General features: G+C 56.6%; 14 protein-coding genes and 1 tRNA gene. 3 read left to right on the top strand and 12 right to left on the bottom strand.

The features are described 5' to 3' along the window. Positions 1-48: 48 nt before the first annotated feature. The 6 genes from glpK to gcvT form a co-directional block, all read right to left on the bottom strand. Positions 49-1,536: a glycerol kinase GlpK gene (gene glpK / locus F7C11_RS08765; RefSeq protein WP_297092816.1), complete on the bottom strand. Its 1,488-nt coding sequence runs from the start codon at positions 1,534-1,536 to the stop codon at positions 49-51. Positions 1,537-1,644: 108 nt separating this feature from the next. Beyond that, positions 1,645-2,772, bottom strand: a complete 1,128-nt coding sequence (gene fbp / locus F7C11_RS08760; RefSeq protein ID WP_297092815.1) for a fructose-1,6-bisphosphate aldolase/phosphatase — start codon at positions 2,770-2,772, stop codon at positions 1,645-1,647. Between the two features lie 112 nt (positions 2,773-2,884). Continuing rightward, positions 2,885-3,121 (bottom strand): hypothetical protein, encoded by a 237-nt coding sequence (locus F7C11_RS08755; RefSeq protein ID WP_297092814.1) that lies wholly within the window; start codon positions 3,119-3,121, stop codon positions 2,885-2,887. Positions 3,122-3,440: 319 nt separating this feature from the next. Continuing rightward, positions 3,441-3,581 (bottom strand) — tRNA-Trp (locus tag F7C11_RS08750). Between the two features lie 39 nt (positions 3,582-3,620). Beyond that, positions 3,621-4,448 carry a DMT family transporter gene (locus F7C11_RS08745; protein ID WP_297092813.1) on the bottom strand — a complete coding sequence of 276 codons (828 nt, stop codon included), beginning with the start codon at positions 4,446-4,448 and terminating at the stop codon, positions 3,621-3,623. Between the two features lie 159 nt (positions 4,449-4,607). Beyond that, positions 4,608-5,804 carry a glycine cleavage system aminomethyltransferase GcvT gene (gene gcvT / locus F7C11_RS08740; RefSeq protein WP_297092943.1) on the bottom strand — a complete coding sequence of 399 codons (1,197 nt, stop codon included), beginning with the start codon at positions 5,802-5,804 and terminating at the stop codon, positions 4,608-4,610. Positions 5,805-5,907: 103 nt separating this feature from the next. Between gcvT and F7C11_RS08735 the strand changes: the two genes are divergently transcribed. Beyond that, positions 5,908-6,744 carry a universal stress protein gene (locus F7C11_RS08735; protein ID WP_297092812.1) on the top strand — a complete coding sequence of 279 codons (837 nt, stop codon included), beginning with the start codon at positions 5,908-5,910 and terminating at the stop codon, positions 6,742-6,744. 92 nt (positions 6,745-6,836) lie between these two features. On the opposite strand, the gene F7C11_RS08730 is transcribed toward F7C11_RS08735, so the two are convergent. Together F7C11_RS08730 and cutA are read right to left on the bottom strand one after the other, a co-directional pair. Then, complete coding sequence (locus F7C11_RS08730; protein ID WP_297092811.1) at positions 6,837-7,424, bottom strand: DUF99 family protein; 588 nt, start codon at positions 7,422-7,424, stop codon at positions 6,837-6,839. After that, positions 7,421-7,732 carry a divalent-cation tolerance protein CutA gene (cutA, locus tag F7C11_RS08725; protein ID WP_297092942.1) on the bottom strand — a complete coding sequence of 104 codons (312 nt, stop codon included), beginning with the start codon at positions 7,730-7,732 and terminating at the stop codon, positions 7,421-7,423. Before cutA ends, F7C11_RS08730 begins: the two co-directional genes overlap by 4 nt. Before the next feature lie 72 nt (positions 7,733-7,804). On the opposite strand from cutA, the gene F7C11_RS08720 reads away from it, so the two are divergent. Then, a complete protein-coding gene (locus tag F7C11_RS08720; RefSeq protein ID WP_297092810.1) occupies positions 7,805-8,080 on the top strand; it encodes an acylphosphatase in 276 nt (91 codons plus the stop codon). Here F7C11_RS08720 and F7C11_RS08715 read toward each other — a convergent pair. Beyond that, positions 8,070-8,663, bottom strand: a complete 594-nt coding sequence (locus F7C11_RS08715; RefSeq protein ID WP_297092809.1) for a regulator of amino acid metabolism, contains ACT domain protein — start codon at positions 8,661-8,663, stop codon at positions 8,070-8,072. The genes F7C11_RS08720 and F7C11_RS08715 overlap by 11 nt on opposite strands. Positions 8,664-8,782: 119 nt before the next feature. Here F7C11_RS08715 and F7C11_RS08710 point away from each other — a divergent pair, with 119 nt between their 5' ends. Further along, positions 8,783-9,673: an ADP-dependent ribose-1-phosphate kinase gene (locus F7C11_RS08710; RefSeq protein ID WP_297092808.1), complete on the top strand. Its 891-nt coding sequence runs from the start codon at positions 8,783-8,785 to the stop codon at positions 9,671-9,673. On the opposite strand, the gene F7C11_RS08705 is transcribed toward F7C11_RS08710, so the two are convergent. From F7C11_RS08705 to F7C11_RS08695, 3 genes are read right to left on the bottom strand one after another with little or no spacing between them, the layout of a single operon-like run. Then, on the bottom strand, positions 9,660-10,478 hold the full coding sequence (locus tag F7C11_RS08705; RefSeq protein ID WP_297092807.1) for an ABC transporter permease: 819 nt from the start codon (positions 10,476-10,478) through the stop codon (positions 9,660-9,662). The two genes, F7C11_RS08710 and F7C11_RS08705, sit on opposite strands and share 14 nt — an antisense overlap. Beyond that, positions 10,465-11,265, bottom strand: coding sequence for an ABC transporter permease (locus F7C11_RS08700; RefSeq protein ID WP_297092806.1), 801 nt, complete (start codon positions 11,263-11,265; stop codon positions 10,465-10,467). The genes F7C11_RS08705 and F7C11_RS08700 overlap by 14 nt, the downstream gene beginning before the upstream one ends. Further along, positions 11,262-12,236: an ABC transporter ATP-binding protein gene (locus F7C11_RS08695; protein ID WP_297092805.1), complete on the bottom strand. Its 975-nt coding sequence runs from the start codon at positions 12,234-12,236 to the stop codon at positions 11,262-11,264. Before F7C11_RS08695 ends, F7C11_RS08700 begins: the two co-directional genes overlap by 4 nt. Between the last annotated feature and the right edge of the window lie 117 nt (positions 12,237-12,353).

The raw sequence follows: 12,353 nt of genomic DNA, 5'->3' as shown, positions 1-12,353 counted from the left end.
CCAGCCCGTTCAAAACGGTGAAAGGTGAAGGGACGGGTGGTGCTCCCGTCAAGTCCCTGTGACCTTCGCCCACCCCAGCGCCCTCTTCACGGCCTCCTTCCAGCCGCGGTAGAGCCTCTCCCGGGTCTCCGCGTCCATCTTTGGTTCAAATATCCTCTCAGCCTTCCAGAGATCCCTTATCTCTTCCATACCCTCCCAGTAGTCCACGGCCAGTCCTGCAAGGTAGGCCGCCCCGAGGGCAGTGGTTTCCTTGACGACAGGCCTTATGACGGGCTTTCCGAGTATGTCAGCCTGGAACTCCATGAGGAAATCGTTCGCCGTCGCTCCCCCGTCGACGCGCAGTTCCTTTATACCAACGAGCCTCTCCATCTCCTCGATCACGTCGCGGGTCAGGTAGGCTATCGCCTCCAGCGTCGCCCTCGCCAGGTGCTCCCTCCCGGTTCCACGCGTTATCCCGATTATCAAACCCCTGGCGAACTGGTCCCAGTAGGGCGCCCCGAGGCCAACAAAGGCAGGGACGAAGTAAACGCCCTCGTTGCTTTCGAGCTTTCTTGCGAGCTCTTCGGTCTCCCCAGCACTTCCTATGATCCTTACCCCATCGCGGAGCCACTGGACGGCTGCGCCGGTTATGAAGACGCTCCCCTCAAGGGCGTAGGTGACCTTTCCGTTGAGCCCCCACGCTATCGTCGTGAGAAGGTTGTCGGAATAGCGGACGGTTTTGCCGGTGTTTGCCAGGATGAAGTTCCCGGTTCCGTAGGTGGCCTTCACCATTCCCGCTTCAAAAGCGGTCTGACCGAACAGGGCCGCCTGCTGGTCGCCGGCATCCCCACTCACGGGTATTTCGGCTCCGAGGAGCTCTCCCTTTGTATAACCGTACACTTCGCTCGACTCCCTGACCTCGGGAAGGACCTCTTCAGGAATCCCGAAGAGCTCCAGCAGCTCATCGTCCCAGTCGAGCTTCTTGATGTTGAAGAGCATCGTCCTGGAAGCGTTGGAGTAGTCGGTCACGTGCTCCCCTGTGAGGCGGTAGATGAGGAATGTATCCACTGTCCCGAAGAGGACCTCCCCCCTCTCGGCCTTTTCCCTGAGTCCCGGGACGTTGTCGAGGAGCCATTTGAGCTTGCTTGCCGAGAAGTAGGCGTCCGGAACCAGGCCTGTCTTCTCCTTGATTACGTCCCCGTATTCCCTCTTTATCTCCTCCACCATCTTGGCGGTTCTCCTGCACTGCCAGACGATGGCGTTGTGGAGGGGCTTGCCGTTTCTGTCCCATACTATCGTCGTTTCCCTCTGGTTGGTGACGCCTATTGCCGCTATCTGCCCCGGCCCGATTTTAGCCCTCTCCAGCGCCGTCTTTATCGCCCTGAACTGGGCATCCCATATCTCGTCCGGCCTGTGCTCAACCCAGCCGGGCTTCGGGTAGTGCTGTGGGAACTCGTACTGGCCTATCCCCCTAACGTTACCCTCCCTGTCAAAAACTATTGCCCTGGCGCTTGTGGTTCCCTCGTCGAGGGAGAGAATGAACATGTCCCCGCTCATTTCAACCACCGGTGTACATTCCCATTCACCCTGCACTGGGAGTGTATATTGATGGCTATGGTGGTCTGGAGTTATAAGATTTTACGGACAGAAAAGGGGAAAAGGAAATCACTCGACGGGCTCGAATCTGTCCTTGAGCTTCTCCAGAACTCCCGGGAGGGTGGTGTACTCCATGTCCTCCATCGGGAGTCTGTGGGGCTCGAACGGGCCGTGCCTGCGCATGTACTCGGCGATCTCAAGGGCCTTCTGCCTGGCCCCATCGAAGGCCGGGTCGTCGAAGAGGTCAACCGGGCCGACGAGCTTTCCTTCGGGGCTTATCTGCCAGCCGAGGGCGACGACCCTTGGAGGTCCATCGAACCTGGTCGGGTTGGCCATGTGCATCGGGACGGGCATTATCGGGCCGTTGTGTGAGCCCCTCATCCAGCCGCTGACCAGGTGAGGGAATGCGAAGGGCTCAAGAACCTCTCCGAGTGCCGGAAGGCCGCTCTGAGCCCTAACGATGGCTACCGGGTCGTCCTTTCCAACGTACTCGCCGGCTATTTCGTAGAGCTTCTCGGTGCTTATGACGGCGACCGGTTCGTCCTTCGGTATCTTGTGGCCCTCCTTGGGGAAGACCCTCTTGATGACATACCTTGACTTGGCGCCGATGAGGGCGAGGAGGTCGTAGAGCTCCTCGGGAGTGTTGAGGGTAACCCTCGTGTGCTCCTTTATGTCCCAGACCTCAAAGCGGAAGCCCATGTGCATGTTGGGGTCTATCACGAGCCCGGCGGTGTTGAACGGGTCTGCGAACATCCTGAATATCGGAAGGTTGAAGGCACCGGGCTCGGTCTTGTCCATGTGGAAGGTAACTACAGGCTCGCTCTTTCTCACGGTTATCTCCATCTCAGCTATTCCTGGACCCATTCCCCTTATGTTGCCGCTGAAGGCGTCCTTCAGGAGGTCCTGTCCGGCACCGTAGAGACCGAGCTCCTTGGCGACCTTCGTGGCCTCCTCAAAGGCCTTCCAGGCGAGACCGTGTATCTCGGAGCTGTCAACACCCTTCCTGTGGGTCATGATGAGCTGAAGGTCGTCTCCACATGTGGCGACGTAGAAGTCGATTATCATGCCCTCCTCCCGGGCCTTGGCAAGAACCTCCTCGGCGGTCTCGACAAGCTGGGGATGAACCCTCGAATGTCCGGGCCAGCCGCCGATGTCGGCCTTTATAACGCTGATCGTTATCTTCTCTCCAACTGCCATGGCAATCACCTCGATGGCTTTTAAGCACTTTTATGCTTATAAAACGTTAATATCACCGCCAATGATACTCATGGAGACGGCAAAGCCGGGATTCGGCGGAAAAAAGAGAGATTCACTCGCAGATGTCGGTCCATCCGAACTCCTCTTTGGCAACCTTGATCAGGTTCTTGAGCTCTTCCTTCTTTATGTTGACGCTTGAGCTTGCACCAACGAGGGCTATGATGCCGTGGACCTCTTCCTGAACCTGGATCACGTCGTCACCAACCTTAACCACGCGGAGCTCCCTTCTGGCCGTTTCTCCCTCGCCGATGTAGAACTTGTCGTGGCCTATCTTTATGGGCTCCTCCATGATACCACCTCGTAAACTTTTTATGAGTCAAAGTTAATAAAACTTCCGCTCCCACTGAACCTTTGCAAAGGCTGGCAGTCCTTTTTCTGGAAGTTTGACGAGTACCCTCTGACAAAGGCTGGCGGAGACTTCAGAAAAGCCCTAGCCGGACAAATAATCCTGCCCGTTCGGGCCGGCCAAAATGTCCCAACCAAGGGGGCACATGGGGAGTTACATCCCCTTCAAGTGGTTGGTGGCGGCCGATGGCAAGAAACACAAACAGGAACCTACTGAAAAAGGCACTCAAGCCCCAATGGAACTTCCGTCAGAAGGATTTCAATGGTGGGGGCGCGGGGATTTGAACCCCGGTCCGCGGGTTTCTCCGGGTCAGAGCTCCAAAGGCTCATCCCCAAATCAGCAAACCCGCAAGTCCTCATACCTCTGGAGCCCGCGATGATGGACCAGGCTACACCACGCCCCCATCCGGCTTAACCTACCCAAGCCGAGTTTATAAGTTTTGCTATCTCTTTCCGATGATTATACCGCCCACTATCATCGCCAGCCCCAGCACCGTTGCCGGGGCGATGCCTTCCCCGACGACGAGGGAGATGAAGAAGAGGCTCAGGAAGGGCACGAGGTAGGCCAGGTTTGAGGCGAAGGCCATGTCGCCCTCGACCGCCCTGTACCAGAGGAGGAACGTGATACCCATCTCGAAGAGGCCGACGTAGGCCGCCCCGACGAGGCCTTCCGCTGGAGGAACGGCAGGCCGGCCCGATAGCGCGAGAACCACCGAAACGTAAGCGAACCCGAAGAGGAAGTTCCAGAACATCTTCTCGATGAGTGGCCTGTCATCGCGCAGGTTGAGGATCCAGTAGCTCGCCCATATCACCGCGCTCCCCAGACCGAGGGCGACGCCAACCGGATCCGAAAAGTTCAGGCCGGTTATGTTTCCCTTCGTGGCCACAACCAATGCCCCAAGGAAGCCTATGAAGAGTCCCAGCACCGTTCTCGCTCCCGGCCTCTTTCCGAGGAGGGGGATCGAGAGCAGGACGAGCATGAGAGGCCAGGTGTAGTTGAGCGCCTGCGCCTCCTGTGCCGGAAGCCTGTCGTAGGCCGAGAAGAGCACGGTGTAGTAGAGGAGCGGATTTATTAAGCCCAGATAGGCGGAGCGAAGGTTCTCTTTCCTCAGCGAGAACTCCCTGGAGTAAAGAAAGCCAAATACGATGAGTGAAGTCAGGGAAGCGTATAAGAGTAACTGGAGGGGGCTCATGTAGCGCAGCGAGAGCTTGAAGGCGCTCGCGACGGTTGACCAGAGGAGCACCGCGCCGACGGCGTGTTTTCTGGACATAGCTCCAACTCATTCTCGGGAAATATAAATCCAGCGATTTTGGTTTCCTGAATAAAATTCGGTTCTGCCCCCGTTACCAGGTAACGCCCCCATTACCTAAAGGATTTTGGGTGATTAAGGAAAAATCGGGGGATGGAGAAGACAATAAAACGGGAGGAATCACTCCTCCCTGAAGGCTCCGTACTTCTTGGGGTCGTAGAAGGGCGGAGCAACGGTTACGGCCTTCTTGGGCTTGCCCCTTATCTCTATCTCCAGCTCGACGCCAGGCCTGGCGTACTCCTCCTTCACGAAGGCTATCCCAATGCCAATTCCGAGGAGCGGGGAGCTGGTCCCGCTGGTTACCTCTCCTATGGGCTCGCCGTTCGCGTAGACGGCATAGCCCTCCCTCGGAATGCCCCTGTCAACCATTTTGAAGTGCACCATCTTCCTGCCGAGGCCGCGCTCCCTCTGCTTGAGGAGGGCCTCCTTTCCTATGAACTCCTTGTCCCAGAAGATGGCGAAGTCGAGGTTGGCCTGGAGGGGCGTAACTTCGTCGATGTCGGTGCTGAGGAGCTGGAGCTCCTTGGTCTCGTTGCCGTAGAGCGTGTAGCCGGCCTCAAGCCTGAGGGTGTCCCTCGCTCCCAGTCCAGCGGGCTTTATGCCGTACTTCTCCCCGGCATCGAGGATGGTCTTCCAGACGTGGAGGGCCTTCTCCGGCTCCCCGCGCTTGCTCTCGTCCGGGTGATAGGGGTTGGCGTCCTCGAAGTAAACCTCAAAGCCGTTCTCACCGGTGTAGCCGCTCCTTGAGAGGAGCATCTTGATCCCATCGAGCTCGACCTCCTTTGCCTGGAACCACCAGAGGTCGTTGATGTCGATGCCGAAGAGGTCCTTGGCGAGGTCTCTCGCCTTCGGGCCCTGGATGGAGAACATTACCATGTCGTAGGTCTTGTTTTCAATCTCAAGGTCAAGCTCGCCGAACTTCTCGATTCCGCGCTTTATCGCGTTGAACCAGGCGTCGAGCTTCTCGAAGGCATCGCTGTCACAGACCATCATGTAGGTGTCGTTGCCCATGTTGAAGACCAGCGTCTCGTCCTTTACAGCGCCCCTCTCGTTGAGGACGAGCGTGTAGGTTCCGCTTATCGCCGGGGGCCTTGAAATGTCGTTGGTGGTCACATACTGAAGGAACTCCAGGGCGTCCTTACCGCGGAAGATGAACTCTCCCATGTGGGAGACGTCGAAGATTCCGACGCCGTTCCTAACGGTTAGGTGCTCCTCCTTTATGCTGGAGTACCAGATGGGCATCTCCCAGCCGGCGAACTCCTCGACCTTCTTCGCGTTCTCCCTGTGCCAGTCAAAGATGTGAACCCTCTTAACCATAGCTATCACCGTTGAGAGTTCGCTCTGAGCGTTATAACCCTTTCCAATTGAATGGATAACGATAATAAGCACCAACGTCCAAATTAATACTGAGGTGTCCAAGATGTTTGAGAAGGTTTTGTACCCGACCGACTTTTCGGACGTTTCCCTGCACGCCCTGCGCACCTGCATCCCGAAGCTCATCTCCATGGGAGTTGGGGAGCTTCACCTCATCCACGTTGTTGACATAACCATCGCCGAGTTCGAGGCCTTTGAGCTTGAGGACATCTACCGCGAGAAGCTTGAGAAGCTCGCCGAAGAGCTCAGGACTGAGGGTGTGGATGTGAACGCGATAGTCAGGATAGGGATTCCCTCCATAGAGATAGCAGAGGTGGCGGAGGAAAGGGACATAGACCTCGTCGTCATCCCAAGCGTTGGTGAGAACATCTGGAGGACGATGTTCATGGGAAGCACCGCCTCCAACCTTGCCAGGGCCACCAGAAGGCCGGTTCTCCTCCTGAAGTACCAGAAAAAGGACGACGGCTTTGAGCCATCGGTGGACTGTTCGACAATATTCAAGCGCCCCCTGGTTGCACTTGACTTCTCGAAGTGCTCGGTAAAGATAGTCAAGACCGTGAGGGAGTTCGAGGAGCTCATAGAACGGGGAATCCTCGTGCACTCCGTGGACTACGGGAAGATGGACGAGCTTGAGCACAACATAGAGGTGGCGAAGATTAACCTCAGGAAGTCCGCCCGGGGCGTGAAGGCCCACTTTGACGTTGAGGTTCTCGTGGGCAGTGCCAGTCAGGCGATAATAGGGACGGCCATCGCAAAGAACGCCACGCTGATAGTCATAGGCAAGAAGGGCAGGAACTTTCTGAAGGATCTGCTCCTTGGAAGCACCGCGGAGAGGGTCATGAGGGACTCAAAAGTCCCGGTACTGTTGGTGCCGTGCGATTAGCCTCAGACTGGAACGGCTTCCACATCAAGATTCGGTAGCTACCCTGTTGCCATCATCGGCCGTTTCTCTCTTTCTTCGGCTCTCTTATAAACTTACTCCCGGGTGCTTTCTCCACTCATAACGGCGCTCGCTATCATGTGTGCCAGCCTGAGGGGCTCCGGGACGAGCCCGGTTCGGGTCGTGACCCTGACGACTTCGGAGGCTTTGTTTCCCTCGATTCCCACCACTTGGATGTAGAGCCTCTCCGGGATGAGCTCCAGGAGGGGAGGCGATTTTCTAAGGAGTTCTATCCTTTCCTCGGCATCACTGAAGTGCTTTCTTAGCGCCCTTTCCATCGCCTCCATGTCCGGCCTCTTCCTGATAACGACTACCACCGGAAGACCCGTCTCCCCGTGGAGCCTCTCCAGGTCAACGACGTTGAAACCCGCGTAGGTTATCCCCTTGAGGAGAATTAGCCTCAGATCTTTGAACCTGGAGGAGTTGACGGCGTCTATCATTGCGTCGGTGGCGTCGTTTCCATCAACGGTTATCCAGCGCGAGAGGACTCCCATGACTTCCTGAGAGCCCTTCATGACAACTCCCACTAGAATGGTCTTCTCCCCTCTGAGTTTGGAAGAAAAAGAGAACGTCCCATCGTCAAACCCTACGACGCGGATCTGGGGCTTGACCTTCCTTATCATGTCAGCACCTTCTCAAGCCACTCAGCGTATTCACCGTTCACCTTGTCGACCTCGATGCGGGCTATTATTGGAACGGTGTAGGGGTGCATCTCCTTTATGGCCTCCCTCAGCTCCTTCCACTTCTCGACGCTCGTCTTGAGTATGGCACCGACCTCGGTGTCCTCCTCAATCTTCCCCTGCCACCAGTAGAACGCCCTGTGCTCCCTGAGGTTGGCGCAGGCGATGAGCTTTTTCTCAAGCAGGGTCTTCACTATCCTTTCGGCGCTCTCCCAGTCCGGGAAGGTCGTGTAGACGAATATCATCTCCATGTCCCCCACCCTGTTCTGAACTCGATGGATAAGCTTAAATCGGTTGTGGGGGTATCATCAACGGGATGAGGTATGGAGCGGGTGAGGGCTCACCTTAGAATCTACGGACGCGTTCAAGGGGTTGGCTTCAGGTGGAGCATGCAGAGGGAAGCGAGAAAACTCGGTCTCAGCGGCTGGGTAAGGAACCTGCCCGATGGAACCGTCGAGGCCGTTATTGAGGGTGACCCCGAAAGGGTGGAAGCGCTCATCGGCTGGGCGCACCAGGGCCCGATGCTTGCCAGGGTAACGAGGGTGGATGTAAAATGGGAGGAACCGGAGGGGCTGGAAGGCTTTAAAGTCACGGGGTAGCCTCAAACCTCTCGATGAGAACCCTTTTTGGGCAGTATTTGACCTCGCAGTAGTTGCAGACGAACCTCTCCTTATCCTTCTCGGGCGTGTGGAGTATGAGCTTCCTGAAACCCTCCATCTCCTTGATGCGCATGAAGACCTCAACGGGCAGGGTTCCGTCTATCACTATGTAGAGCTTCGTGGGCTCTTCGCGGAGGTTTCTGCTAAACACCTCCATTACCGAAACGCCGTTGTCCGAGAGCAGGGCGAGAACCTCGGAAAAGCCCCGGAGGTAGCCCTCTTTGTCCAGCTCTATCTCCAGAACCTCCCACCCCATCAGGGGGGCGACCTCTATCAGGCTCGGCAGGGGATTGAGCCTCTCAAAGATGAGCTTGAGGGGATAGGTCTTCTCAATGTATTCTATGGTGTGATAGACTATCTTCCTGTTGACCCCTATGACCCTGGCGAGCTCGCTTATGGGAACCTCCACGTTCCGAAGGTATATCTTGCCGTTCTTTACGCTGAGGCCGTTTTCAAAGAGAAACTCGGCTACCTTCCTTCTGGCAGGGTAGTTCTTGAAGTAGGCCTCCAATACAAGCATCATTTTTGTTCACCTCTTACTCATATGTGGGTAGGAATGGATATTTAAATCTTTCCCTTCCCTACCGTCCGCAAGATTATTAACGAAGTCCGGCGTATCATCTCACTCAGGGGGTGAGGCCTGTGGTCAGATTTGATGTGGTGGGCATTGGGAATCTGAACTACGACATCATAATGCTGATGGAGCGTTTTCCCGAGTTCCACGAGAAGGTCAACGCCAAAGAAGCTTTTTTCGGTCTGGGCGGCGCAGCTGCAAACACGATAAGCTGGCTGGCCACCTTTGGGTTGAAGACGGGCTATATAGGTGCCGTTGGTCGGGACGAGATAGGTGAGGCTCACCTGGCATACTTCAAAAAGCTCGGTGTGGACACCGGCGGCATAAAGGTCGTCGACGTTCCCTCCGGTGTGGCCGTGGCGATGATACGCGGTGAGGACAAGAGGATAGTGAAGTACCCGGGTGCCAACCGGATGAAGGAGGTGGATTTCAATTATCTCTCGACGACGAGGCACGTTCACCTATCCTCTAACCCTCCGGAGACCATAGTTGAGGTCGTGAACTTCGCGAGCGACAACGGCATAACGGTCTCCCTCGACATAGGGGAGGCGGAGCTTCCTCCCGAGATTGAGAGAAAGGTGGATTACCTGATGATGAACGAAGACGAGTACAGGCGGAAGTTCGGTTCTCTGGATCTTTCTCTCTCGGAGGCAAGGAACCTCGTGGTGACCCTCAACGGCGGGGGGGCGCTGGTGAGGGACGAGTATGGAAACGTGCACGAGGTGAGGGGGCTGAGTGCCAAGGTTGTGGACTCAACCGGTGCGGGGGATTCCTTCGACGCGGGCGTAATCTACGGGGTTCTCAACGGCTGGTCGCTGGAGGAAGCCGCAAGGCTGGGCATGGTGCTGGCGTACCTCACCGTCCAGAAGGTCGGCGCGAGGAGTGCCGTGGTTCCACTTGAGAGGGTCGTAAAAGTTGCAGAGGAGACGGGGATCGAGCTGCCCTTCAGTAGGCCTTGAGACCAACTGTCCTTGCCTGTTTTTCACTCCATTTATACGTCAGGTAGCCAAGAAGGCCGTATGCTACCGAGAGAACTGAGAGGTAGGCTATCTCCCCCGCCGCCGCCCCGTAACCATGGGCAACGACACTCCTCACGGCCTCGGTTGTGGGTGCGTAGGGGAGTATTCTGGCCAGGAACTGGAGCCCGCCAGGGAGTATTGAGATGGGATACATTGCACCGCTCAGTGCGAACACCAGCATTTCAAGTATGCTTATGAAAGGTCCCGGATCCCTCAGGTAGAGCACTATCCCTGCGGCGGTCATCCCCATCCCCACCATCCCGACGGCCCCTATCAGGAGCACGGGGATAGCCCTTGAGAACGCCACGATGTCGAAGTTCAGCCCGAACATGAGTACGAAAAGGGGAACGTAAACCGCCATGTACGCGAATGAGAGGAGGAGTCTCGTGAGGACGTTGCCGAGGAAGAAGGTTATCCTCCTCATTGGGGCGGCGAACGAGTACTCCAGGGTTCCGGCGTAGAGCTCGTCGACAACGCTCCAGACGAAACCGCTGAGAAAGGTCAGCCCGAACCCAAGAACCATAAATCCCAGGACGGCAAAGGTCACGTAGTCTGAGTAGCCGGTCAGCTCGCGGAGGGCCTCGGAGTTCCGCTCCCCGGTGAGGCCTATCCCTATGAGAAGTGCCTGTCCAACGAAGAAGAAGCCAAGGGCTATGTCGCTGATGAACCAGAGCTTGTAGCCGAGGAAGATGCGCCAGCTTTTAACGGCTACCCCCCAGAGGGCCCTGAGCTCAGTAGCCACCATATCCGATCACCCTCGTCGTTCTCTCTGCCCACCGGAAGAGCAGGTAGCCAACGGCCCAGTAAGCGGGTATCAGGAACAGGAGCCACGCCACGGAGCTTCCAACGGCGGAGTATCCTCCCCCGGCAAAGAGCGCCCTGACGATTCGTGCTGAATGGGTCAGCGGGAACAGGTTGGAGAGCGCCTGGATGGGCGCTGGCATGACGGTGAGTGGGAAGAAGACTCCGGACAGGAACAGCATTGCGAACTCGAATATCTGGGCGAATGGCCCGATGTTCTTCAGAAGCATAACCAGGCCGGCAAAAACAAAGCCGAAGCCCAAAAACGCCAGAAGTGACGCCGCTATGGCAGGCAGGGACTTCAGTACGATGACCGCGGTTATGGGGATGTTGAAGATTACCACCCCCATTGCAAAGACTATCGCCATGAGGAGGGAGTCCATGAGGAGCCAGCTCAGCGAGAGTCCGAAGAGCAGGCTGATGAGTCTCGCAGGGGACAGGACGTTGGTTTCAAAGGTCCCCCTCTGGAGCTCCCGCCTGACGCCCCAGACGTAGGCCTCCATCGGTGAAACTGAGACCCACCAGAGGACGTAGCCTATGAGGGCGTAGGTGGGGTAGTCCCCCATTCCGGTGGAGGCCTCAAGCAGTGCCGAGTACCTGCCCCCCAGAACTGCCTGTCCAAAGTAAACGAACTGGAGGAGGAAGACTATCCCCACGAGGATCGAGCTTATGACCCTCAGGGGGTAGCGGAAGAACATCCGGAACTCCTTCTCCACAACGGCCAGTATCAATCCCTCAGCCCCCTCCCGGTGAGCTTGATGAAGACGTCCTCAAGGGTTGGCTCCATTTTCTTGACCGACAGCACCTTAGCGCCCCGTTTTACGAGCCATTCCACGAGCCGGGGGAGGTCTTCCTCGTCAACCTGGGCCCTGAGCCTCACGGTTCCGGTTGAGGTGTCCTCCTCCACTACGGCCATGCTGAATGGGCTCTCTCCGAGGCTTTTGGGGTTCAGCTCCCTTACCCTGATCTCGACGGTTTCCTCGTCCTTAACGAGCCTCTTCAGGCCCTCGGGGGTGTCCATGGCTATTATCCTCCCGTGGTCGATGATCGCTATCCTGTCGCACAGCTCCTCCGCTTCGGCCATGTAGTGGGTCGTGAGAAGAACCGTTTTGCCCTCCTCCTTCACGAGCCTCTTCACAAACTCCCTCACGAATATCGCACTCTGTACGTCGAGGCCCAGGGTGGGCTCGTCCAGAAAGAGTACCTCCGGATCGTTTATGAGAGCCTTTGCTATGGCCAGGCGCTGCTTCATACCCCTGGAAAAGTTCATCACCAGGTCGTTCCTCCTCTCCCAGAGGCCCACCAGTTTGAGGAGACGTTCTATCCTTTCCTTCTCATCCCTCTTTGGGACGTAGTATATTCTGGCGAAGTACTTGAGGTTCTCGTAGGCGGATAGACGCCAATAGAGGGTTCTCTCGCCCTCTGCCACGAAGTTTATCCTCCTCCTGATTTCCCTGGTGTTTCCCCGTATGTCCAGCCCCAGAACCCTTGCAGTCCCTCCGCTGGGCTCCAGAAGGGTCGTTAGCATCTTTATCGTGGTGGTCTTCCCCGCACCGTTGGGCCCGAGGAGCCCGAAGAGCTCCCCCCTCTTAACTTTGAAGCTGACGCCCCTTACGGCCTCCACCCACTCCACCTTTCTGAAAGGGAGGGGGATCTTCTTTGGATAGCTTTTTTTAAGCCCCTCGGCCTCTATCGTCCACATAACACAGCCCCTATCGAGTTTGTGAACTTCAATAAAAATCTTGTCTCATAACGTTTAAATAATGGCCGACATCATTTTATCTAAGGGTCCTTTAGGAAACCCTTAAAAATCCGCACC

This window comes from Thermococcus sp., assembly GCF_015521605.1.
Taxonomy (GTDB): Archaea; Methanobacteriota_B; Thermococci; order Thermococcales; family Thermococcaceae; genus Thermococcus.
Note: the sequence above shows the minus strand (reverse complement) of the source record. Positions and strands in the feature narration are given on the sequence as shown.

What these genes read in the sequence shown, in the direction of transcription:
- glpK (WP_297092816.1), bottom strand. Translation starts at nt 1,536, where the DNA reads ATGAGCGGGGACATGTTCATTCTCTCCCTCGACGAGGGAACCACAAGC.
- fbp (WP_297092815.1), bottom strand. Translation starts at nt 2,772, where the DNA reads ATGGCAGTTGGAGAGAAGATAACGATCAGCGTTATAAAGGCCGACATC.
- F7C11_RS08755 (WP_297092814.1), bottom strand. Translation starts at nt 3,121, where the DNA reads ATGGAGGAGCCCATAAAGATAGGCCACGACAAGTTCTACATCGGCGAG.
- F7C11_RS08745 (WP_297092813.1), bottom strand. Translation starts at nt 4,448, where the DNA reads ATGTCCAGAAAACACGCCGTCGGCGCGGTGCTCCTCTGGTCAACCGTC.
- gcvT (WP_297092943.1), bottom strand. Translation starts at nt 5,804, where the DNA reads ATGGTTAAGAGGGTTCACATCTTTGACTGGCACAGGGAGAACGCGAAG.
- F7C11_RS08735 (WP_297092812.1), top strand. Translation starts at nt 5,908, where the DNA reads ATGTTTGAGAAGGTTTTGTACCCGACCGACTTTTCGGACGTTTCCCTG.
- F7C11_RS08730 (WP_297092811.1), bottom strand. Translation starts at nt 7,424, where the DNA reads ATGATAAGGAAGGTCAAGCCCCAGATCCGCGTCGTAGGGTTTGACGAT.
- cutA (WP_297092942.1), bottom strand. Translation starts at nt 7,732, where the DNA reads ATGGAGATGATATTCGTCTACACGACCTTCCCGGACTGGGAGAGCGCC.
- F7C11_RS08720 (WP_297092810.1), top strand. Translation starts at nt 7,805, where the DNA reads ATGGAGCGGGTGAGGGCTCACCTTAGAATCTACGGACGCGTTCAAGGG.
- F7C11_RS08715 (WP_297092809.1), bottom strand. Translation starts at nt 8,663, where the DNA reads ATGATGCTTGTATTGGAGGCCTACTTCAAGAACTACCCTGCCAGAAGG.
- F7C11_RS08705 (WP_297092807.1), bottom strand. Translation starts at nt 10,478, where the DNA reads ATGGTGGCTACTGAGCTCAGGGCCCTCTGGGGGGTAGCCGTTAAAAGC.
- F7C11_RS08695 (WP_297092805.1), bottom strand. Translation starts at nt 12,236, where the DNA reads ATGTGGACGATAGAGGCCGAGGGGCTTAAAAAAAGCTATCCAAAGAAG.